This is a genomic window from Fluviispira sanaruensis (assembly GCF_004295685.1).
GTDB lineage: Bacteria > Bdellovibrionota_B > Oligoflexia > Silvanigrellales > Silvanigrellaceae > Silvanigrella > Silvanigrella sanaruensis.
Map to the genome: position 1 here is coordinate 1,582,437 of NZ_AP019368.1, position 22,678 is coordinate 1,605,114.

Here is a 22,678-nt window from a genome sequence, read left to right on the forward strand (position 1 = left end):
ATTTAAGTTAATTCATTATTATTTATTTTTTATAATAATTGCAAAAACACACCCCGTTCTATTGTATGTGTTCTTGTTAAAGGCAGGATACCGTTCTTCAGTTAAACCATCAATTGTTAATTAAAAGTTTGAAAAAGCGTTATGAAGTCCATTTTTTTTTATGGACGATGATCATGAGAATGCGTTTGTTTCTTTGACATAATATATTCTGTTAAAGATAAAAAAAGTGTTGAAGCAATAAAGGTCATATGAATGATAATCTGCCATTTAATTTTATCAATTTCCATTTTATCAATATCGATAAAAGATCGTAATAAATGAATACTTGATATACCTATCAATGAACTTGCTAACTTTACTTTAATTGCGCCAGGATCAATGTGATCGAGCCAATCAGGTTTGTCATCATGGTGATCAAGATTTAATTTGCTTACAAATGTTGCATATCCACCAATGATCACCATAGCCACTAAGTTTGCAACCATTGTGATGTCAACGAGACTTAAAATGCCAAGCAAAATTTGGAGTTCGGAACTGACATCTGCGGAACCAATTGTATGGACGAGCTCAAGAATAAATTTATAAGTATATATTATTTGAACTGCGATAAGGCCAAAATACATTGGCGCTTGCAGCCAGCGGCTTGCAAAAATAATATATTCTAATACATGTTCAACTAATTCTCTTTTTTTAGCTATTTTATTTTGCATCAATTGTAATTTATCCTCACTCACATAAAATATATATTAAAATAATTTATAATATATTTTCACAAATCCATTTCGCATAATACGTAACAATGAGATCCGCTCCAGCGCGTTTCATTGAAAGAAGGCTTTCGAGAACCGCTGCTTTTTCATCAATCAGATTATTTTGTGCTGCGCACTTAAGCATAGCATACTCGCCGCTGACTTGATAAATAACCACGGGCACTTCACTTTCACTTTTAATTCTTGTCACAATGTCCAAGTAAGGTAAACCTGGTTTAACCATAACCATATCCGCGCCTTCTTGAATGTCAAGTATTGCTTCGCGCACTGCTTCACGGGAATTGGCGGGATTGAGTTGATAAGTTTTTTTGTCTAAACTGCGTGCGCCAGAAGATATTGCTTCGCGAAAGGGGCCATAAAAAGCCGAAGCATATTTTGCACTGTAAGCTAAAATTCCTGTCCCAGTATAACCTTCGGTATCGAGAGTTGTGCGAATGGCTGCTATTCTTCCATCCATCATATCGCTTGGACAAACGAAATCGACTCCGCAAGCTGCATAGGAGAGTGATTGTTTGCACAACACTTCAACGGTTTCATCGTTTAAAACATAGCCTTTTTCATTAATAATTCCATCATGTCCGTGGGTTGTATATGGATCAAGTGCAACATCAACGAAAATTATCATATCAGGAAATGTTTCTTTAATTTTGCGGATACTATTTTGAATCAATCCATCTGGATTATATGCTTCCGTCCCAAGGAGATCTTTACGAGAAATGTCAATAACTGGGAAAAGCATAATTGCATGAATGCCAAGTTTTTTTATTCCATCAATTTCATTGATAAGATCATCATATGGGGTGCGATAAACTCCAGGTAAGCTTTCAATATCAAATCGTTTAGTTCCTTTTTCAGAAATAAAAAGAGGTAAAATGAGATCCGTCTTTTGCAATTTATTTTCTTGAACAAGGGAACGAATGTTTTCATTTATTCTAAGACGACGTGGGCGTATATGATTATTGCCAATAGGTAGGTCAGGAAAAACTTGAAAACGATTCATTTACTGCTCCTTTTTATTGCATTTAACAGCCTTTTTTCATAGTTTCTTGAAATGGGCTGCGTTGAGTATGTTCATTTGCAGTTTTTGAAGCAAGTGTTTTAAGACTTTAGCTTTGAAGTTTTTCAGTATCATCTTTGCAGGAACATCCACTCTAGGTTATATTTATTTTGTAATCAGTGAATTGCAATTTTTGCCACTGCACATTGTTTGGAGAAGACCTATGCCACTTGTTCCTATAGTTGTTGAGCAAACCAATCGAGGAGAACGTTCTTACGATGTGTGGTCTCGCCTTCTAAAAGATCGAATCGTATTTCTTGGCACCCCAGTTTATGATGAAGTTGCCAATCTGATTGTTGCTCAACTTCTCTTTCTGGAGTCCCAAGATCCTGAAAAAGATATTAGTTTTTATATAAATAGCCCTGGAGGAAGTGTCACTGCAGGTCTAGCAATTTATGATGCAATGCAAGTGATTCGCCCGCAGGTTCGTACTTTTTGCGTTGGGCAATGTGCGAGCATGGGTGCTCTGCTTTTAGCGGCTGGAGCAAAAGGAAAACGATATGCATTGCCTAATAGCCGTGTTATGATTCATCAACCGAGCGGAGGAGCTGGTGGACAAGCAACAGATATTGCTATTCAAGCAAAAGAAATCATCTCCCTTAAAAAGCGTTTGAACGAAATCTTAGCTGCTCATACAGGCAAAAAAATTACAGATATCGAAGCAGATGCGGACAGGGATTTTTTCATGTCGGCATCTGAAGCTAAGGATTATGGTCTGGTTGACGATATTTTAATGCCGAGATCTGACAGAGTGGCTTTTACGGGTCTCTGATAAAAGGTAGTGAATTGTTATGATACAAAATGGAATAAAATTTTCATCAGGACGCGGTGGCTCAAACAGCTCTCATGGCCTCCACTGTAGTTTTTGCGGTAAAAGTCAAAGAGAAGTTAAAAAGCTCATTGCAGGGCCAAATGTTTATATTTGTGATGAATGTATTGAACTCTGTAATGAAATTATTGCTGAGGAAATGGAAAAAGACGATGCTGCACAAATAGCGGAAGGCGTTCCAAGTCCAAGCGAAATTAAAAAAGTTCTTGATGAATATGTGATCGGGCAAGAAAGAGCAAAAAAGGTTCTTTCAGTAGCTGTTCATAACCACTACAAGCGCATAGAGCATGGTTCGAATGCTGCGAAAGAAGATGTTGAGCTCTCTAAAAGCAACATTTTACTCATTGGGCCAACAGGCTCTGGTAAAACCCTTTTAGCGCAAAGTATGGCGCGCATTTTACAGGTTCCTTTTACAATTGCTGATGCAACTAACTTAACTGAAGCCGGTTATGTTGGTGAAGATGTTGAAAATATTATTTTAAATCTTCTCCAGGCGGCAGAATTTGATGTAGAACAAGCGCAAAAAGGCATTGCCTATGTAGATGAAATTGACAAAATTGCCCGTAAAGGTGAAAACACATCGATCACTCGTGATGTTTCAGGTGAAGGTGTTCAACAAGCATTGCTTAAACTTCTTGAAGGAACTGTTGCCAATGTACCCCCAAGAGGTGGACGTAAACACCCTCAACAAGAATTTCTCCAAGTTGACACTACAAATATTTTATTTATTTGCGGTGGGGCTTTTGCAGGGCTGGAGGAAATTATTCGCAATCGTATGGAACAAACAGCGATGGGATTTGGCGCAGATATTAAGAATAAATCCAAGATGTCTGTTACAGATCTCTTTGCTAAAGTGAGAGTAGAAGATCTCTTAAAATTTGGTATGATACCAGAATTTATGGGACGTTTGCCGGTAATTGTTACATTAGCTGAGCTCGATGAATCTGCGCTTGTGCAAGTTTTAACTCAACCTAAAAATTCAATCATTAAGCAATTTCAAAAGTTGTTTAGTTATGAAAGAGTTATTTTAGAATTTACTCAAGAAGCTCTTATAGCTGTTTCACAAGAAGCAATAAAAAGAAAGACAGGTGCACGCGGTTTGCGAGCAATACTTGAAGACGTGATGTTAGAAACCATGTTTGATATTCCTGGACAAAGAAATGTTAAGCAAATTACGGTAACGCCTGAGTGCATTCGTGAAGGAAAACCACCTGAAAGAATTTTGTTAACCGAAGAAGAAATTCTACAGAGACAAGAACAACGTGCGCGAGCTCAGTCATCTGCTACTCAACCTGCTTCGACAACAGCAGCCAAAGTTAAAACATCTGCAAAGAAATAAATTATTTCTTTGCAGAAATTTTTGCACAGTAAATTTTTCAACAGATATGGTCTTATCTGCTTCCTGCCATTTTTGCGACTCACTGAGTTTATAAATAATCTGTAAAAATAAATAAGAGAATAAGAAAAATTAAAAACAATTGCACTAGAGGAAGGATTCTATGCTGCAAGGAATTGATAAAGTTGCGGAAAGTCTACCCCTTTTGCCATTAAAAGATATTGTGGTTTTCCCTCAAATGATTTTACCCGTCTTCGTTGCGGAGGATATTTGCATGCGAGCTGTTGAAGCTGCATGTGCAAAAGATAGATTTATTTTTCTCTCAGCATTTCGCTCAGAAATAAATCGTGAGCATGATTCCTATCCCGAATTACGTGTATCTACACCTCCGCCGTTTGACGTCTATGATGTGGGCACTATTGCTACAGTTATGCGCACACGTAAACTTCCTGATGGGAGAACGAAAGTTCTCATTCAAGGAGTTTCTAAAGGAAGTATTATTAACTTGAAACAAACTGAGCCATTTCCGATTGTTAACTTAAGAGTGTTACCAGATAAAGAATGTTCTCAAGAAAGTGAAGCTCTTTGTCGTGCCGTTAAAGAACAATTAGAGAAAATAGTTACTTTTGGGCGGACAATTTCTCCAGATCTTTTAATGCTCCTTGAAGATGTGACAGAAGTTGGTAAATTAGCAGATCTTGTCGCAAGTAATTTAGGTTTAAAAATTGTGGAAGCACAAAAAGTTTTAGCAACGATAGAACCTTTCGAAAGATTAAGAAGGGTTCATACTTTATTATTGCGCGAGTTAGAAAACTATACTGTAAATTCCAAAGGGTTTTCTCAAGGGCGGGAAGATGCCATTAAAAATCAGAGAGAACATTATTTAAGGGAACAGCTCAAAGCGTTAAAACACGAATTGGGTGAACTCGATGGCAAAGATGAAATTGAAGATTTGCGTGACAAAGTTCTTAAAACAGGAATGAGCTCTGAAGGGCAAACGGAGTGCCTAAAGCAATTGCGTCGGTTGGAAAGAATGAATCAAGACTCGAGTGAAGCAACCTTAACCAGAACATATCTGGAATGGATGGTAGATATTCCTTGGGCAAAAATGAGTGACTCTAAAATTGAAATGGCACATTGTAAAAAGATTTTAGATGAAGATCACTATGGCTTGGAAAAGATAAAAGATCGCATTCTTGAATATATTGCGGTCAAGAAATTAAATCCAGATTTAAAAGGCCCTATTCTTTGCTTTGTCGGCCCTCCTGGAGTGGGTAAAACCAGTTTAGGGCGGAGTATTGCGAGGGCACTTGGGAGAAAATTTGTCAGAATCAGTTTGGGTGGCGTACGTGATGAAGCAGAGATTAGAGGACATCGCCGAACTTACGTAGGAGCCATGCCTGGAAGAATTATCCAGACGTTAAAGACTGTTGGAACTCGAAATCCTGTGCTTATGCTTGATGAAATTGATAAGCTTGGAGCAGACTACAAAGGCGATCCTGCAAGTGCACTGCTTGAAGTACTCGATCCTGAACAGAATCATACCTTTTCCGATCACTACATTTCTGTCCCTTTTGATTTAAGCCAAATAATATTTCTCGCTAATGCAAATAGACTCGATACTATTCCTGCAGCTCTTCGCGATCGGTTGGAAATTATAGAAGTGTCTGGCTATAGCGAAGAAGAAAAGTCTGAAATCACCCGTCAATATATTATTCCAAAAGTGATAGAGCAAAATGGTTTAAATACCGATCTTGTGCAATTTCAAGACACAGCTGTTAATTTAGTTATAAATGCGTATACTCGCGAATCTGGGTTACGCAGTTTAGAAAAGCATATTGCGACAATAACTAGAAAACTAGCGAGATATATAGCAGAAAATGATGAGAAAGGGAAAGAAAGAAAATTAGTTAAGGTAACTGCTAAAATTGCCAAAGAATTGCTTGGTGAAGAACGTTACTTTAATGATGATCACGACATCTATAATAAAAAAATTGGTGTTGGAGTTGGACTAGCTTATACTCAAACAGGCGGTGAGATTCTCGAACTTGAAGTTAAATTGATGACCGGAACTGGGAAACTGACTCTCACAGGTCAATTGGGTGATGTGATGAAAGAGTCTGCTCAGACGGCTCTCAGTTGTGTCCGCAGTTTGGCAAAAGAACTCGAACTTGATAGCAGTAAATTCACAAATTTCGATATTCATTTGCATGTGCCTGCAGGCGCCATACCAAAAGATGGCCCGAGTGCAGGAATTGCCATTGCAATTGCCCTCGTCTCTGCTTTTAAAAATGTAGCAATCAGTCAAGATATTGCAGTTACAGGCGAAATTACTTTACATGGGCGCATTTTGCCAATCGGCGGAGTGCGTGAGAAAGTTTTGGCCGCGTTGCGAGCAGGAATCAGAAAAGTCTGTTTGCCAGAAAAAAACCGAGGTTCCTTTGCTGAGTTGCCCCTCACGATTCGCCGCAGAGTCAATGTTTCATTTGTTACCACTTTGGAAGATGTTATAAAAGAATATTTTATAAATGAAGAAAATACGTCGAAAGACTTAGATGAAAATAAAAATATTGTTGAAAGAAATTTATCTGTCGAAGATAATATATCAGTTGCATAAAATTTAATAAGTAATTTTAGGTATTTAATTTATTGTTACCTCTCCAAATAACTTTGTAAAAGTTATGAATCCAATGCTTTGTAGGCCTTATGGATGGGGTGGATTGTATTTTTTCAATGATTGTTCACTCGAATTAAAATCTATATTTTCAACGTTTGGAATATGGCTTCTTATGCTTTATATTGGAAATTATAATAATTCTCCTTGGGTTTTTAATAATATTTGGGGTTTCAGATCTGCGGATAATTCTTATCGCTCTATTATAGGACAATCATCTTTAATCCCTTTACTTAAATATTATCCTGAAGATTCTGAATTAATTTCCATTGCAGATGATAAATATAGAGATAATTTTATAATTACACATTTAGATGAACGATTTTAACTTAAATTCTTTAAAATATCTTTCTGTTGAACTTCATAAAGGAGAACTGCTTCTTCTTTTCCTTTTAAATTATGCTTACCTATACTTTTAACGATCTCTTTTTGCTTTTCAGTTAAATCTAAATACGTTTCATGTGACAAAAGAATTTTATTGGCCTGATTCTTTGTAAGACTTTCTATACGCGAAGCTACATTCACAGAATCACCAATAACAGTTGCATCCATTCTCTGTTCTTCTCCGACAATACCAATCACCACCAAGCCTGTGTTTAAACCAATTCCAATCTGCATCGGATTTTTTCCTTGATTTTGTCTTTCAAGATTTAATTTTTCCAAACAGCAACACATTTCGATAGCTGATTCTAAAGCATGGGAAGCTTTTGTAGGAAAAAGAGCCATGATGGCATCACCTATATATTTGTCGATAAAACCACCTTTTTCTTTTATTATAGGAGCAATCATTTTTAAATATTGATTGAGAAAATTAAAGCTTTCTTGAGGTGATAACTTATCTGAAATTGTAGTGAAATCTCGAATGTCAGAAAAGAGAATTGTCATATTAACTTGTTTGCTATCTCCTAATTGCACATTTAAAATACCCTGTTTATTTAAAATTTCAAGAAATTGACTTGGTACAAATCTTTGATAGGATTCGTTTATTTCTTTTAAATTACGAATAAGTTGTGCTATTGAATTGCGCATTTTATCGAAACTTCGTGCCAGTCTCCCCACTTCATCATTTTTTCTGGTGTCAATTTTTATATTTAAATCACCAGCTGAGAGAGCCATAGCATTTTTTTCTAGTTTCTTTAGTCCCCGTGTAATTCCAGAAGAGATTAAACTTGCCAGAACAATGCTGACAGTAATTGTTAGAACGCCAAATGAGATAATAAATTGCTTAATGTATTCAAATATATAAATATTTTCTTTATTGGAAACTGAAAATAGAGCATAAATGTTCTCGCCTTCATATTTGCTATCAAAGGGTGTAAGTAAATAAAATTCTGTGTCAATATTCCATATCTTCTGTTTTTCAGATTGATTTACTTTTGATCGCAAAAATTCGTCAAGTACTTTATTTTTTTCCTCTTGACTATCAAGTGAACTCGCAATTAGCTTTCTATTAGCAAATATACTGATATCTGCTTTTGATAATTCTTTTATTCTATCTGTAAATTTATTGTCGAGATGGAGCGAGGTTGTTAGAATGCCACATATTGATTTTTTATCAGAAATAACAGGAGAAATTGAAGTGAAATTTACTTTTTCACTTTCAACTTGGAATCGAATACTTGATTGACCTTTTAAAGCTTGTTTAAATGAATTTTCGATGTCTTTGTTTTTATCTAAGGAAAAAAAATTTAGGATATTATCTTTGCTTTTCTCATCTGCTAAAGCAATGGGATTCCCATCATTGTCATAACTAGAGAAATCATCGATCACCATTTGTTCTTGAAATTTTTTAGCAACTTTTAAGACAGCTTGGCTCTGTCGCGCTTCCACTGTTTTTATAAAATCAGACAGGTTTGATAATATTTTAGAATCACTTTTTAGCTTATTAAATTCATAATTTATAACTGCTCCCAATACTTCACGCCCCGTACTTAAAGTATTCATAGATGAAGTTTTGAGTTGTTCAAGGAAAAGCCATCCACCAAAAAAAAGGCAGATTATGGAAGAAATGCTTACAAGTAGACCCATTGATATCAGAAAACGAATGCGTATGGAGAGCACGTATGACACCCTTTTAACTTTGCATACAAACTGTTAAAATAAATGATTGCTAAATTGATTAAATTGAGTTCGGATTAAGTATGTTTTACTTGAAATAAATTAAAAAGAGACATGCTATCCTATCGTCAAAGGTGTTTCATGGAACTCATAATCACTTAATGGATCACGTTTTCAAGTGCATGAACTTTGATTTTGCATATTGCTATGACAATGGTGTTTTATTGACTTTGATAGAGCGGTTTGTTTTCTAGGTACATTAGTGATAACTAACACATTTGGTTGCATCCCGGGGAGTATTCTATTTGAGATAGATTTTATTGCATCTGCATTTCAATAACAAACTTAATTTTAGGATTTTGGACTAATAAATGAATTTACACAAGAAAATTGGCGTCTTAGTTGTTAATGTGGGTACACCTGACACCCCCGAAGTTCCTGATGTGAGAAAGTATTTAAGAGAATTTCTTTCCGATCCAAGAGTGATAGATATTCCTGCCATTGCTCGATTTTTATTATTAAATTTAATTATTTTGCCATTTCGCAGCAAAAAATCTTCTCATGCCTATAAGATGATATGGAAAAGTGAAGGATCTCCATTGCTTTTGCATGGAAAAGCCCTCGCTGAAAATGTGAATCAAATATTAGGTGAATCATATACAGTCGAGTTTTGTATGAGATATCAAAGCCCATCAATGGATTCTGCAGTTAAAAAGCTATTGGATAAGAACGTCGACGAAATTATAGTTTTTCCCTTATTTCCTCAATATTCATCTGCCGCAACAGGAACTGTTTTTGAAAAAATCGGAAAAATCTGTAATTCAATGTGGAATGTTCCTCGTTTAAAGTATATTTCTTATTTTTACGATGACGTTAGGTTTATTGATAGTTTTTATGCAGTTGCAAAACCACAAATAGATCAATTTAAAGCAGATTATGTCTTGTTTAGTTATCATGGATTGCCTGAGCGGCATGTAAGAAAATCAGACATATCTCCTAAGCAAGAGCATTGTTTAGAAAAGAAAAATTGTTGCGCATCAATTCAAGCGGAAAATAAATACTGTTATCGTGCGCAAAGTTATGCTACAACCCGTTCACTTGCTAAGTTATTAAAGTTAACAGATGAAAATCATATGACGAGTTTTCAATCTCGTTTAGGGCGCGATCCTTGGATTAAGCCTTACACAGACCTTGTTCTCCCGGAAATTGCTGCTAAGGGTTTTAAACGAATCGCAGTTATCTGTCCTGCATTTGTAGCTGACTGTTTAGAAACACTCGAAGAAATTCAAATGCGCGCGCGCGAACAGTGGCTTGCTCTTGGTGGTGAGGACTTAACATTAGTCACGTCGCTAAATTCTCATTTAAAGTGGTGCGAAACTGTCGCAGATCTTATAAGGGAAAATTAAAAAAGGAAGTGCTCTATGAGCAACGAGAAATTTGAAACAAAATGGCCTCTTGAGCCAATGGGTGATCAACCACAAGCAATACAAAAATTGGTCAGTGGTATTCAGAATGGAATTGCTGAGCAAGTTTTGCTTGGTGTGACAGGCTCCGGCAAAACATTTACCGTTGCCAATGTTATCGCTCAGACGCAAAAACCAACTCTCGTCATAGCGCACAATAAAACCCTCGCAGCCCAGCTTTTTCAAGAATTTAAAGAACTCTTTCCAAAGAGTGCTGTCGAATATTTTGTGAGTTATTATGATTATTATCAACCAGAGGCTTATGTTCCAAGTACAGATACCTTTATAGATAAAACAGCAACGATTAACGAAGATATCGATAAAATGAGGCACAGTGCCACCCGCGCATTATTTGAGCGACGAGATGTTATTATTGTAAGCTCTGTCAGCTGTATATATGGTTTAGGAGAGCCTGAGTCATATTTAAATGCCCGCATTTTACTTGAGAAAGGAATGAATTTATCGCGAGACGATTTTATTCGACATTTGCTTGCAATTCAATTCAATCGCAATGATATTTCCTTAGAACGCGGAAAATTTAGAGTGCGTGGTGATATTGTTGAGATTGTTCCTACGTATGAAAAAGAAAAAGCAATACGTATACAATTCTGGGGCGAGGAAATCGAGAAAATATCTTTTATTGATGCATTGCGCGGAACAGTAATAGAAAATATAAATAAAGTAGGAATTTATCCTGCAACCCATTATGTTCTTGAACAGGAAAAAATTGAAAACATTATTGCAGAAATTACTAAAGATCTCCTAGAGCGGTTAAATCTTTTTAAAGAAAATGGAAAGTTTTTAGAAGCGCAAAGAATTGAGCAGAGAACATTACACGATATCGAAATGTTTCGTGAAATAGGATATTGTCAAGGAGTAGAAAATTATTCCCGTTACCTTGATGGACGGAAAGAAGGAGAACCACCTTCGACTTTGCTGGATTATTTTCCAAAAGATTATCTTTTAGTCATCGATGAAAGTCATGTTACAGTTCCTCAAATTGGTGGAATGTATCGAGGTGACCGCGCACGTAAAGAAACTTTGGTGAATTATGGATTTCGTTTGCCATCTGCATTAGACAATCGACCTCTCAATTTTGAAGAATTTACTGCTAGAATGGGGCAGACGATTTATGTCTCTGCGACACCGGCTAAATATGAATTGGAAAAATCGGGTAATGAAGTCGTGGAACAAGTTATTCGTCCTACAGGACTTATCGATCCTATTATTGTTGTAAAACCAGCACAAGGGCAGATTGATAATCTATTAATGGAAATTCAGCAAACAGTCTCTAGAAAATTTCGGGTGCTTGTTACGACTTTAACAAAAAAAATGGCAGAAGAAATTACCCATTATTTGTCTGAATTTAAAATTAAAGTTAAATATTTACATTCAGAAATTCACAGTATTGAGCGTGTAGAAATTTTACGCGATTTACGCTTAGGAGTATTTGATGTTCTGGTTGGAATCAATTTATTACGTGAGGGGCTAGACCTTCCTGAAGTGGAATTGGTTGCAATCCTCGATGCCGATAAAGAAGGTTTTTTAAGAAGTAGAACAAGCCTAATCCAAACAGTAGGAAGGGCAGCAAGAAATGCAAATGGTAGAGTAATTTTATACGCAGATAAAGAAACTGAGAGTATAAAATTTTGTTTAGCAGAGACTGAAAGAAGAAGAAAAATTCAGCTGCAATATAATGAAGAAAACGATATTACACCGCAAACAATTCTTAAAAAAATTCCAGAAAATTTACGGAAGCTTTATAATTTAGATTACGGTGATGAATATCAAGAAAAACTACTACAAGCAGTTTCTCATTTAGAAGATCTCAACATTTTACACAGTCCCAAAAAACTTGATAAGCATATTCAAAAACTGATTAAAGAAATGCAAAAAGCTTCGCAAAAAATGGAATTTGAATTTGCTGCAGAATTAAGGGATAAAATAAATATATTAAAAGAGCAGTTATTAATTCTTTCAGGTGATTTAAATGGAACTCAGTGAATATAGAAATTTAAAACTCATTCTTTCTTGGAATGGTGAAAAATTTAATGGTTATCAATATCAGCCGCATGCATTTACTGTGCAAGAAGCTATTACGAATGCGTGGAATGTTTTCAGTGGTGAAACAGTGTCTTTATGTGGGTGTAGTCGGCTCGATGCTGGAGTGCATGCACAGTATTATGTCTTAAACTTTCATACAAAAACAGCAGCAGATTCTGAACGGATTGTTCGAGGAATGAACGGTATATTACATTCGCATTTAGCGCTTGATATATGTGTTTCATCAGCTGAGTTTGTCAAATCAGATTTCCATGCTCGCTTTCATGCCGCAGGTAAACATTACCGTTACCTTATTTGGTATGGTTTTTCAGAACACGCATTTTTAACAAAGAGAGCTTGGCATGTGCGCAGCAAAATCTCACCAGAAAGCGTTTGTGAAATATTAAAACAGTTTGAAGGGGAGCATGATTTTGCTGCTTTTCGTTCGTCTGATTGCTCTGCTAAGACAACTGTGCGGAAAATTTTAGCTGTCGATGCTTGGATTCATCCTATCCACAAAGAAATGATCATTGTCGATATCTGGGGGGAAGGCTTCTTAAAAAATATGATTCGCAATATGGTTGGAACTGCTGTGGAAATGGCAACGGGAAAAAGATCTTTAAGCACCATAACGGAATCTTTTGTCCACAGAGATCGAACAAAAACAGGAATGTGCGCACCCGCTTGGCCTTTGACATTAATGCACGTTTATTATGACAAAGAAAAAATCTTAATATCCTCGAAAAATAAAGCACAAAAGCAAGTTCCTTGTTGAAAAAAATGTGATGTCATTCTCATAGCATAAGCACTAAAGTGAATACCTCCTCCAATTTTTTTGCAGTAATATGTGGAAAGAATCTTTTTTCAATGGAAGGAGTATTTTCATGGACACACCTAAAAATGAAGTCAATGGTCGTATTTTGGTTGTGGACGATGAAGATGGCCTAGCCAGTGCCATTGAGGATCTTCTGAGTGAATCTTTTGATTGGGTTGAAACGGCCAATAATGGGCAAGATGCATTGGATAAACATAAAACAGAACCTTTTAATGTCATTCTATCCGATCTACGAATGCCTGTTTTAGATGGTCTAGACTTTTTGCGTCAATTGCGTAGTTTCGATCTAGAGACTCCCTTTATTATATTGACTGCTTATGGTGATCAAGAAGCCACTATCACAGCTCTTAAGCTCGGTGCGTTTGATTTTTTAAACAAACCTTTTGCTCCTCATGTTTTAGTCAATCGGATACAAGATGCATTAAATTATTCTCTAGCTATAAAACAAGCCAAAAAAGATATTCAAAATTTTTCCGAAACGGTGCAAATGGAGCAATATATTTCTCCACGCGTTAAGCATGCAGCACAAAAGTTACTTGCTATGCAAAATATTAGAGTCGTTTTTTCAAATGCAAATATAAGTACAAATTCAAATACTAAAAAAATCAATAAGTAAAATTAAATTATTCATTTTTTAAGGAATGACGATGTCAAATATTATAAAAACTGAAGAAGAATTTCTCACTGAATTAAAAAAATCATTTCTTGTAGAATGTGACTTTATGTTAGAAGAATGCGAAGAAGCTTTTATGAATCTTGAATCAGCGGGAAGTAAACAAGAAGAGCTTAATCGGATTTTCCGTTTAGTACATTCTATGAAGGGGTCTTCAGGATCTATCGGATTTTTGCATTTTAGTCATTTTGCTCATTCTGCAGAAGAATTACTTTGTATATTAAGAGTGAAGGAAGAGCTTTGTTCTACGGAAATAATTTCACTTCTTTTAGAAATAAATGATAGATTGAAAAATTATGTTGCTACTTTAAAGCAAGATTTATCTGCTGAACCACACTGTGTTGACTTGGTTGAGCGTATAAATAAATTTGTCAGCATAAATCATTTACCAGAGCAAAGTGAATCGCTTAAAAATCTTGAAAAAGATAAATCTGGTAGTCAAAATGAAGGTTTTTATGTTTTTGAAGAAAATGCACCAAAAAATTATGCTCCTAATATAATAGATAATAATGATGAAGAATTGCTTTTTAAATCAATGCCAAAAGAAGAAATTTATTCGGAAAGTTTAAATATTAAATCTAAGTGCTCAGAAGGGGAAACAGACTTTGAGCAAAAAAATATAACCACTGAAAATGTAAATTTTGAAATAAAAAATAATAATTTAATGAAAGTAACTAGTGAAAAGGAACAGGGGCAAAATAAATCCGCTATTGTTAAGTTGAGTGCGGATAGAATTGATTCTGTTTTAGATTTAGTGGGAGAGTTGGTTGTCGTTAAAAGCCAATTGATATGCAATGAAATTTTAACAGTTAATCAGGATCAGCATTTGAGTTCGCTTCTTGTTTTACTCGATAAAATAGTGCGTGAACTGCAAGAAAAAGCTCTTTCCATGCGAATGACTTCGATCAGACCTTTATTTCTAAAAGTAAATAGAGCTGTGCGTGATCTGTCACTTAAACTGAATAAACCTGTTGAATTCACTATGTCAGGTGAAGAAACGGAAATCGATCGTGCCGTTTTTGAATCATTAGGCGATCCTCTTATGCATTTGTGCCGTAATGCACTCGATCATGGAATAGAAGCTAAAGAAGAGAGACAAGTTAAAGGAAAGAATGAAATTGGGAAAATCAATTTGGCTGCGGGTTACCAATCTGGTCGAGTTTTTATTGATATAGAAGATGATGGAGGCGGTATTATTCGCGATAAGGTTATAAGAAGAGCTTTATTAAAAGGTCTTTTACCGAATAATGACAGTCATATGCATATGAACGATGCACAAGTCTATGATTTATTATTTGCTCCAGGTTTTTCGACAGCTGAAGTAGTCAGTGAGATTTCGGGACGTGGTGTCGGGCTTGATGTGGTGAAATCACATCTTGAGCAGGTAAAAGGAAATATTGAAATCACGAGCCGTCCGGGTGAGGGCACTCGTTTCCGTTTGTGGATTCCATTAACCACCGCAATAGCTGATGCAATGAAAGTCCGAGTCAATAATGATGTCTATGCCCTTCCCATGGAGAATATTTGCGAGCTTCTCCAGCCAGATTTTCACGCTATCACACGCTTAAGTAATAAAAATGAAGTGATTCAAGTGCGTGGAAATTTTCTTCCACTCATCCGACTGAGAAAATGGGTAAAAAATGAAATAAATTCAATCGAAACAGAGGCAATTGAAGGAACGCAAACAGTGGTTGTAGTCGAAGAAAGAGGCACACAAGTGGCTTTGTTGGTAGATGAAGTGTTAGGGCAAAGTCAAATTGTGATCAAAGGTTTAGGCGATGTTTTTAAACATGTGAAAGGCATTGGCGGGGGAGCTATCTTAGGCGATGGAAAAGTGGGTTTGATACTTGATTTAGAGGGCCTAATTTCGAGTGCACATAAAGATAAAAGTCATAATATTTCTATTGAGAAAAATTTAAATCCACAAAAATTGTCTGAAGCAAATTGAGGAATAAAATGAAAGATTTTGATGAAGAAACTTTGCATAAGCATATCCCAAATGCTGCTTTAAATATAGAAAATAGTATCGAAGAAAATATTTTCAACAAAATTGCGCATTTTTTAAAAGATCATTCAGGAATAAACTTACCTTTTAGCGATAAAAATCAAACCTTACTTGCGAGTCGCACCGCGCGCATACTAAAAAAGTTCCATTTAAAAAATTATAAAGAATTGTATGCGAAACTGGTTGAATGTGAGCAGACTATTATTAATGAATTCATCTTAGCTATGACAACAAATATGACTAGTTTTTTTCGTGAAAAACATCATTTTGATTTGATGCCGAATTTACTTCACGAAATTTTAGAGAAGAAAAAAAAACTATGTCAATATGATATCAGAGTCTGGTGCTCAGCATCGAGTACGGGTGAAGAACCTTACACTATAGCTATGATCTTAGATGAAAATATTCCAAAAAATGAAGGTTGGCAGTTGCATTTTTTATCTACAGATATCGATAGAAATGTTTTAAACAAAGCAAGTATTGGAATTTATGGTGAAAAAGAAATGGAGCAAGTTCCTGCTCAATATATTGATCGGTATTTTGAAAAGGGTAAAGGCCAATATATAGGTTCTTACAGAGTGATTAAGGAAATCAGAGAAAAAATAAATTTTGCTTTGTTTAATTTGATTGAAGAATATTATCCCTTTCAACATAAATTCGATATTATTTTCTGTCGCAATGTTTTGATCTATTTTGAAAAAGAACAAGTTGCAAAGACGATTAAACAATTTGAAAATTGTTTAAATTATGATGGATATTTATTATTAGGACATTCGGAATCTATATTAAATGGTCCGGATTCTCTAAAATCTATAGCACCATCTGTTTATCAAAAATGCAAAATTACAGAAGGCATAGGATGAAATCTTTTTTTTTGTACCCCGGACATGCTTATGTAACAAATGAACCCACAACGATTTCGACAGTTTTAGGCTCATGCGTTGCGGTGGCATTGTTTTGCCCAGATAAAAAAATAGGTGGATTAAATCATTTTTTATTGCCTAGACCCTTGGAGGAAAATGATTCAAGTTTAAAATATGGCTGCAATGCCATTCATTTTCTCTTAAATAAATTGCGGGAAGAATTAAAAGGTGAAACTTGTAAAATTGAAGCTAAATTCTATGGAGGGGGAAATATTATAGGAGCAAACATATTTAAAGAAAGTGTTGGTGAACTAAATATTGAAATGGCCTTTATGGAATTGGAAAAACTAAAAATTCCTGTGATAGACTTCAATGTAGGTGGAAATTTGAGTCGTAGAATTAAGTTTATAACAAACACTTTTGAAGTTTTTCATGAATTCGTTGGATAATATGAGATTAAAAACGAAAAGGAGAAGCTTTTGATCATGCAAACTGAAAGAAAAATAAGGGTGCTTATCGTTGATGATTCTAATATTATTCGCCAACTTTTTGCTCACATGCTCTCCTCAGATCCTGGAATAGAAGTTGTTGGATTTGCCCCTGATCCTTATGTGGCTCGTGAAAAACTTGTTGAATTAAAACCTGATGTCATGACTCTTGATATCCAAATGCCAAACATGGATGGGCTCACATTTTTAGAAAAAGTGATGGAACATTTTCCTATTCCAACTATCGTTATAAGCAGTTATGCAAAAGAAAACTCACAAACAGCACTTAGAGCTTTATCGATTGGCGCCGTTGATATATTTGCGAAACCAATTCTAGATAAAAAGACACCGATGGAGTCGGTTAGCGCAGAATTGATAGCAAAAGTAAGAGCAGCAGCGGGCGCCAATGTATCGAACATTCGTTCAATGAATCTTTCAGACCCATTAAAAACAAATGTTAAAAAGGCTCAGCCTTCAAAAACAACAAAAAATAACAAAATTATTTTAGCGATTGCGGCATCGACTGGAGGAACAGAAGCTCTTAAGCACCTCTTATCGCATATGCCAGAAGATATTCCCGGAACAGTTATAGTACAGCATATGCTTAAAGAATTTACCAAAGGTTTTGCCGAAACTCTGAACAATATCTGTCCATTTGAAGTGAAAGAAGCAGAGTCCAATGACATCGTCCAACCAGGCCGTGTTTTGCTTGCTCCTGGAGGATTTCACATGATTTTGGCGCGGCATGGAACACAGTTTTGTGTGCGTCTAAAAGACGGACCTCTTCTCCATGGAGTTAAGCCTGCGGCCGATCCTCTTTTTTCTTCTGTCGCCCAATTAGTAGGGAAGAATGCAATTGGAGTTGTTTTAACTGGTATGGGTTATGATGGTGCCCAAGGGTTGTTAGAAATGAAAAACGCTGGGAGCTTTAACATAGTACAAGATGAAAAAACGAGTGTGGTCTTTGGCATGCCTAAAGAAGCAATAGAAATAGGAGCCTCACATATTGTTTTACCATTACAAAAAATTGCAAAAAGTATAATGGATGTATGTACAAATCGAGAGTTAAAGCAAAACAGCTCTCTGCCTATTTAATGAGGAGCTCTTCATCGGAGAGAATGCTTTCTATATTAAGAATTATAAGGCTTTTCCCTTCAATATTTCCCATGCCTGAAATATATTTCATTTCATTTTCTTCTGTAAATGAATGATTAGACTTTATGTTGTCTTTTGCTACTTCAATGACAGAATCGACTGAATCTATAATCACGCCGATTTGTCGCGTATGCGCTTGCATCACAACAATGCACGTATAGCGATTAAAAGTAGTTGGTGCTAAATTCAACTTGCAGCAAAGATCGATGACAGGAATAACTTTGCCCCTCAAATTTAACACTCCTTTCACAAAAGGAGGTGTTTGTGGTACGGCCGTGAATTCAATCATGGCATTGACTTCCCATATATTCTCAATGGGTGCGGCATACATTTCTTTTCCTAAGAAAAAACTAAGGTAACGGCCCTTTATACTTTCATTTATTTCTTCATTCATTTTATATCCTTATACTCTGTTCTTATAATTTTATAAAAATCTTAGAGTTTCTCTTCGGAGTAAATAAAATAAAATTGATAATTATTGATATGTTAAGAAGGTTTTTGACATGAATGAGTGCTTGTTGTCAGAGCTGTATGAGGTAAATATTTTTAAAAAAGTTACTTTATTCGAGATTATTTTCATCCGATTCATAATATTAAGAGAATATATTTTAAATTTTAAGGTTACTAAAGGACAATGCTATGGCGATTGCTGAATGGATCCATGGTATACGTGGAAAAATGCTCAGGTTAGTCTTTTTACCTGTCATTATATTAATCGGCTTCAGCTTTTTTTCATTTCAAAAACTTTCAGAAACCTCAAAGTCTCTTTCATATATGACTTTGATAAGAATACCATCGACAATTAATACAGAACGTATGATTGGACAAGTACACGCAACAATTCGCTATGCGCAAGCCATTTTTATTTCAACCTCACAAGATGAAATTTTGAAAAATTTTAAAAAAACTCAGGAAAGTCTGAGTGCATTGCAAAAATTAAAAGAGGAATTTGACAGTCTGCCTCACTCAGGAAAAATAGCGGAGATATATTCAACATTTGAAAATAAATTAATCCTATTTAATGACATAGGAAATGAATTTATTAAACTTATGAAAAACAATGAATACAATATGAGCTTTGAAGTCAAAATTTTATTGCATGAAAAACTTTATCCTCTTTCTCTTGAACTCGAAGAAGGTATTTTTCAAATGCAAAAGACAAGATTAACTTTAACTAAAGAAGTTGGTGAAAATGTCATTGCAGATATTAATAATTTTCGTTATACACTGCTGGTTTGCGGACCTTTATTTACATTGTTTTTATTATTATATAGTTTTTCTGTTGTTAGGAAAATTTGCAATAAAATCCTTGAGAAAACAAATAATCTTTTAATTTCGAGTGAGGAAACCTATCACGCAAGTGAAAAAATGAAGAAAGCAAGTGAAACAATTTCACGCGGATCGACTTCAAGCGCAGCCTCTTTAGAAGAAACTGTCAGCTCTCTTGAAGAGCTCTCCAGTATGGTTAAACAAAATGCCAATAACGCAAAAGAAGTGAATAAATTGGCGCAAGTTGCGCGTAGTTCTGCGGAAGTTGGTGAAAAAGAAATTCATGGACTCTGCTCTGCTATGAATGAAGTCGCCGAGTCGAGTAAGAAAGTAAATGAAATAATTGGTGTTATTGATTCCATTGCTTTTCAGACCAATTTACTGGCTTTAAATGCAGCTGTTGAGGCCGCACGGGCAGGGGAACATGGCAAAGGATTTGCAGTCGTGGCGGAAGCTGTGCGTAATTTAGCTCAGAGAAGTGCTTCTGCGGCAAATGATATTACAAATCTGATTAAAGAAAGCGTCGAAAAAAGTGGAAAAGGTGTGTTGGTTGCAAAGCAAAGCTCAGAAACATTAAATGAAATTGTCACAAATTCAAAAAAAGTATCTGATCTCATTAATGAAATTGCCAGTGCAAGCAATGAACAGGCCGTGGGAATTTCTCAAATCAGCAAAGCAATGAATCAGTTAGATCAAGTCACTCAAGCCAATGCGAGTATAGCTGAACAATCGTTAGATATCAGTGAAGAAGTGAGTATGCGTTCAAAAGAAGTTACTAAAATAGTTTCTGATTTACAATATGTAGTCGAAGGCTTTAAGAAGGAGCCGTTAAAGACTTTACAATTTCATAATACAAAGATGCAAAATAATATTGTCGCAAGAGATTTTGCTTTTAAAAAGGTTAAAATAGAGAAGTCAGAGAAAAATAATTTTGCTGTCACAGCTACTCTTTCTAAGCTGAAGAAAAACAATGCTAACTTAAAAGAAAATATGAATCTTGTTCGTTCAGGATTATCTGACAATCCATCTCTCAAAAAATCAGCAAAACAATTGATTCCTTTTGATTCAGATAAAGATGGGTTTGATGATGAGCTAAAGCCAAATATTGGAACAATCCAAGGATTTTAAAATGGGAGCTTCAATGTAATGTCTGCAAAGTCTCAAAAAAGTGCATCTGAAGGGCGTTATTTAAGTTTTCAATTGGGACAAGAGATCTTTGCCCTCGAAATAAAGTGTGTCTCAGAAATAATTGGGATGGATAAAATTACAGAGCTTCCTGACACAGAAAAGTATGTTAAAGGCGTTATTAATTTGCGGGGACATATTATTCCAATAATGGATTTGCGGCTCAAGTTACATTTAATTGAAACGCAGTATTCAAAACAAACTTGTATCATAATCGTTGATACGGGAACAAATAAAGTCGGTATCATTGTAGATTCAGTGCAAGATGTTTTAGATTTTACAAATAAACAAATCGATATAACGCCTGAGATCTGTAGTGTTTCAAATCTTGGTATCGTAACAGGTATTGGCAAAGTGCAAGAAAAAAATGTTATTTTAGTAGATCTGTTTGCAATTTTAGCTTCTGCTAAAATAAATTTTGAAAAATTGAGAGTTTAAGATTTAAATTTTGCTAATGTTATAATAAATCGTGTGTTTTCTGAGTTTAAATCATATTTAATTGTGCCCTTATGTTCATCAATAATTCCTTTTGCTATGCTTAAACCCAATCCTGGAGTTGTTTCTTTTTTAGAATAAAATGGTTTAAACATATGCGGAAGAATATTTTCATGGATACCAAGACCGCTGTCAGTGATGGCGATGGATATGACTTCTGGAGAATTTTCTAAGACTGATATTTCAATCCATTTATCTTGTAAGTTTGCAATTGCTTCATAAGAATTATTTAAAAGATTTAAAACCGCTTGTGATATCTTTATGGGTTTACAGAATATTGTACTTTGACTTAAATTATTTAAGTAGATTTCAACCCCATTGCTTCTAAATTTTTCTTTACAAAAATAGAGCGCACTCTCGATTACACTTGTAATTGTTATGTTTTGCATTGCTTCATAATCAGAATGTTTGGCGAACTTTAAAAACTCGGAAACAATTTTGGCTATGCGGGCAAGGGATTTGTCAATAATTGTGAAACTTTCTTTTACTTTATCTTTATCAAAATTAAAATTTTCTATTTTTCTTTCTATTTGATAAATTTTTCCAATAATTATCGTCAGAGGATTGTTGATTTCATGAGCTAAACCGCCAGCCATTTCTCCAAGAGATGCCATATTTGCGGTATGAATCATAAGGGATTCATTTTTCTTTTTTTCTGTAATATCAAAGCGAATAGCAATAAATTGGATGATCTCATCGTTTTCATTTTTAATAGGAACAATTGTTGTATCTATCCAATAGAGAGCCCCACTTTTATCTCTATTTTGAATTTCTCCTTTCCATCTATCTCCTTTTAAAATAGTTCGCCAAAGGTCAGAGAAAAATGCTCTAGAATGAGTATGCGAATTTAAAATATTATGATTTTTTCCGACAAGCTCTTGACCAGAATATCCACTTAACTTACTAAAATTGTCATTGACAAAAATAATATTTCCGTTTTTATCTGTAATACTTATACTTGCAGCCGCATTTAATGCATAACTTTGTTTTTCATAAAATAAAAATGCGGACTGTAAAGACTTTTCGTACTTTTTTTCAGAAGAGAAATCTTTAACTTTAACTAGAATTAAGCATATATTATATGCATTATAATTTAAGATTGTACCTGATATAATATAAAAGTCAGAAGAATTATCCTGAGTATATTCAATTGTAATATTTTTTTTATCTTCACTTATTTTTTCAAACAAGGAAAAAATTTCTTTGTAAAAGTTGTCAAAATCTTTTAACTCAGAAATATTTCTAGCTTGAAAGTTGTCAAAAATAATTGAGTTTTTCCCGGCAGAACTATGTTCAATCAACCCATTTAAATCTATAATTAAGAAAGGATCATCGGTGCTTGCAATTATTGTTTTGAGTATGATCTCTTTAACAGTATAATTATCATTGAGAGCAATTGGATTTTGAAATTCTTCTTCTTTCAAATTTATTGACATAAATATACTCTCAATTATATTTTAGATAAACTAGTTTACTTATC

19 protein-coding genes are annotated in these 22,678 nt (G+C 34.9%); 14 read left to right on the plus strand and 5 right to left on the minus strand.

Going from position 1 to position 22,678, the window contains the following annotated elements; genetic code table 11:
- Positions 1-158 precede the first annotated feature (158 nt).
- Both EZS29_RS06780 and hemB read right to left on the minus strand, forming a co-directional pair.
- Entirely contained in the window at positions 159-710 is a 552-nt protein-coding gene (locus tag EZS29_RS06780) for a TIGR00645 family protein (RefSeq protein WP_130612806.1), read from the minus strand.
- Positions 711-756: 46 nt separating this feature from the next.
- Positions 757-1,770: a porphobilinogen synthase gene (gene hemB, locus EZS29_RS06785; RefSeq protein ID WP_130607861.1), complete on the minus strand. Its 1,014-nt coding sequence runs from the start codon at positions 1,768-1,770 to the stop codon at positions 757-759.
- 220 nt (positions 1,771-1,990) lie between these two features.
- On the opposite strand from hemB, the gene clpP reads away from it, so the two are divergent.
- The 4 genes from clpP (at position 1,991) to EZS29_RS06805 (ending at position 6,994) form a co-directional block, all read left to right on the plus strand.
- Positions 1,991-2,599 (plus strand): ATP-dependent Clp endopeptidase proteolytic subunit ClpP, encoded by a 609-nt coding sequence (clpP, locus tag EZS29_RS06790; RefSeq protein ID WP_130607863.1) that lies wholly within the window; start codon positions 1,991-1,993, stop codon positions 2,597-2,599.
- Positions 2,600-2,618: 19 nt separating this feature from the next.
- A complete protein-coding gene (gene clpX / locus EZS29_RS06795) occupies positions 2,619-3,995 on the plus strand; it encodes an ATP-dependent Clp protease ATP-binding subunit ClpX (RefSeq protein WP_130607865.1) in 1,377 nt (458 codons plus the stop codon).
- A gap of 160 nt (positions 3,996-4,155) precedes the next feature.
- A complete protein-coding gene (gene lon / locus EZS29_RS06800) occupies positions 4,156-6,609 on the plus strand; it encodes an endopeptidase La (RefSeq protein ID WP_130607867.1) in 2,454 nt (817 codons plus the stop codon).
- A 103-nt stretch (positions 6,610-6,712) separates the two neighbouring features.
- Positions 6,713-6,994, plus strand: a complete 282-nt coding sequence (locus tag EZS29_RS06805; RefSeq protein WP_130607869.1) for a hypothetical protein — start codon at positions 6,713-6,715, stop codon at positions 6,992-6,994.
- Here the strand turns inward: EZS29_RS06805 and EZS29_RS06810 are convergent.
- The gene (locus EZS29_RS06810) at positions 6,991-8,727 is read right to left on the minus strand and encodes an adenylate/guanylate cyclase domain-containing protein (RefSeq protein ID WP_130607871.1); all 1,737 of its coding nucleotides are present in this window, start codon (positions 8,725-8,727) and stop codon (positions 6,991-6,993) included. The genes EZS29_RS06805 and EZS29_RS06810 overlap by 4 nt on opposite strands.
- A gap of 368 nt (positions 8,728-9,095) precedes the next feature.
- On the opposite strand from EZS29_RS06810, the gene hemH reads away from it, so the two are divergent.
- From hemH to EZS29_RS06850, 8 genes are all read left to right on the plus strand, one after another.
- Positions 9,096-10,130, plus strand: coding sequence for a ferrochelatase (gene hemH, locus EZS29_RS06815; protein ID WP_130607874.1), 1,035 nt, complete (start codon positions 9,096-9,098; stop codon positions 10,128-10,130).
- A gap of 15 nt (positions 10,131-10,145) precedes the next feature.
- Positions 10,146-12,191, plus strand: coding sequence for an excinuclease ABC subunit UvrB (gene uvrB / locus EZS29_RS06820; protein WP_130607877.1), 2,046 nt, complete (start codon positions 10,146-10,148; stop codon positions 12,189-12,191).
- On the plus strand, positions 12,178-13,005 hold the full coding sequence (truA, locus tag EZS29_RS06825; RefSeq protein WP_130607880.1) for a tRNA pseudouridine(38-40) synthase TruA: 828 nt from the start codon (positions 12,178-12,180) through the stop codon (positions 13,003-13,005). Before uvrB ends, truA begins: the two co-directional genes overlap by 14 nt.
- 109 nt (positions 13,006-13,114) lie before the next feature.
- On the plus strand, positions 13,115-13,681 hold the full coding sequence (locus tag EZS29_RS06830) for a response regulator (RefSeq protein WP_172603820.1): 567 nt from the start codon (positions 13,115-13,117) through the stop codon (positions 13,679-13,681).
- A gap of 31 nt (positions 13,682-13,712) precedes the next feature.
- A complete protein-coding gene (locus EZS29_RS06835) occupies positions 13,713-15,686 on the plus strand; it encodes a chemotaxis protein CheA (protein ID WP_172603821.1) in 1,974 nt (657 codons plus the stop codon).
- A gap of 8 nt (positions 15,687-15,694) precedes the next feature.
- Entirely contained in the window at positions 15,695-16,606 is a 912-nt protein-coding gene (locus EZS29_RS06840; protein WP_130607889.1) for a CheR family methyltransferase, read from the plus strand.
- The gene (locus EZS29_RS06845) at positions 16,603-17,055 is read left to right on the plus strand and encodes a chemotaxis protein CheD (RefSeq protein ID WP_172603822.1); all 453 of its coding nucleotides are present in this window, start codon (positions 16,603-16,605) and stop codon (positions 17,053-17,055) included. The genes EZS29_RS06840 and EZS29_RS06845 overlap by 4 nt, the downstream gene beginning before the upstream one ends.
- 36 nt (positions 17,056-17,091) lie before the next feature.
- Complete coding sequence (locus EZS29_RS06850) at positions 17,092-18,189, plus strand: protein-glutamate methylesterase/protein-glutamine glutaminase (RefSeq protein ID WP_130612809.1); 1,098 nt, start codon at positions 17,092-17,094, stop codon at positions 18,187-18,189.
- Here the strand turns inward: EZS29_RS06850 and EZS29_RS06855 are convergent.
- Positions 18,182-18,643 (minus strand): chemotaxis protein CheW, encoded by a 462-nt coding sequence (locus tag EZS29_RS06855; RefSeq protein ID WP_130607895.1) that lies wholly within the window; start codon positions 18,641-18,643, stop codon positions 18,182-18,184. The genes EZS29_RS06850 and EZS29_RS06855 overlap by 8 nt on opposite strands.
- A 245-nt stretch (positions 18,644-18,888) precedes the next feature.
- Here EZS29_RS06855 and EZS29_RS06860 point away from each other — a divergent pair, with 245 nt between their 5' ends.
- Both EZS29_RS06860 and EZS29_RS06865 read left to right on the plus strand, forming a co-directional pair.
- Entirely contained in the window at positions 18,889-20,646 is a 1,758-nt protein-coding gene (locus EZS29_RS06860; protein ID WP_130607898.1) for a HAMP domain-containing methyl-accepting chemotaxis protein, read from the plus strand.
- Positions 20,647-20,664: 18 nt separating this feature from the next.
- Positions 20,665-21,141, plus strand: coding sequence for a chemotaxis protein CheW (locus EZS29_RS06865; protein WP_130607901.1), 477 nt, complete (start codon positions 20,665-20,667; stop codon positions 21,139-21,141).
- On the opposite strand, the gene EZS29_RS06870 is transcribed toward EZS29_RS06865, so the two are convergent.
- A complete protein-coding gene (locus EZS29_RS06870; RefSeq protein WP_130607904.1) occupies positions 21,138-22,634 on the minus strand; it encodes a PAS domain-containing sensor histidine kinase in 1,497 nt (498 codons plus the stop codon). The genes EZS29_RS06865 and EZS29_RS06870 overlap by 4 nt on opposite strands.
- Positions 22,635-22,678 lie beyond the last annotated feature (44 nt).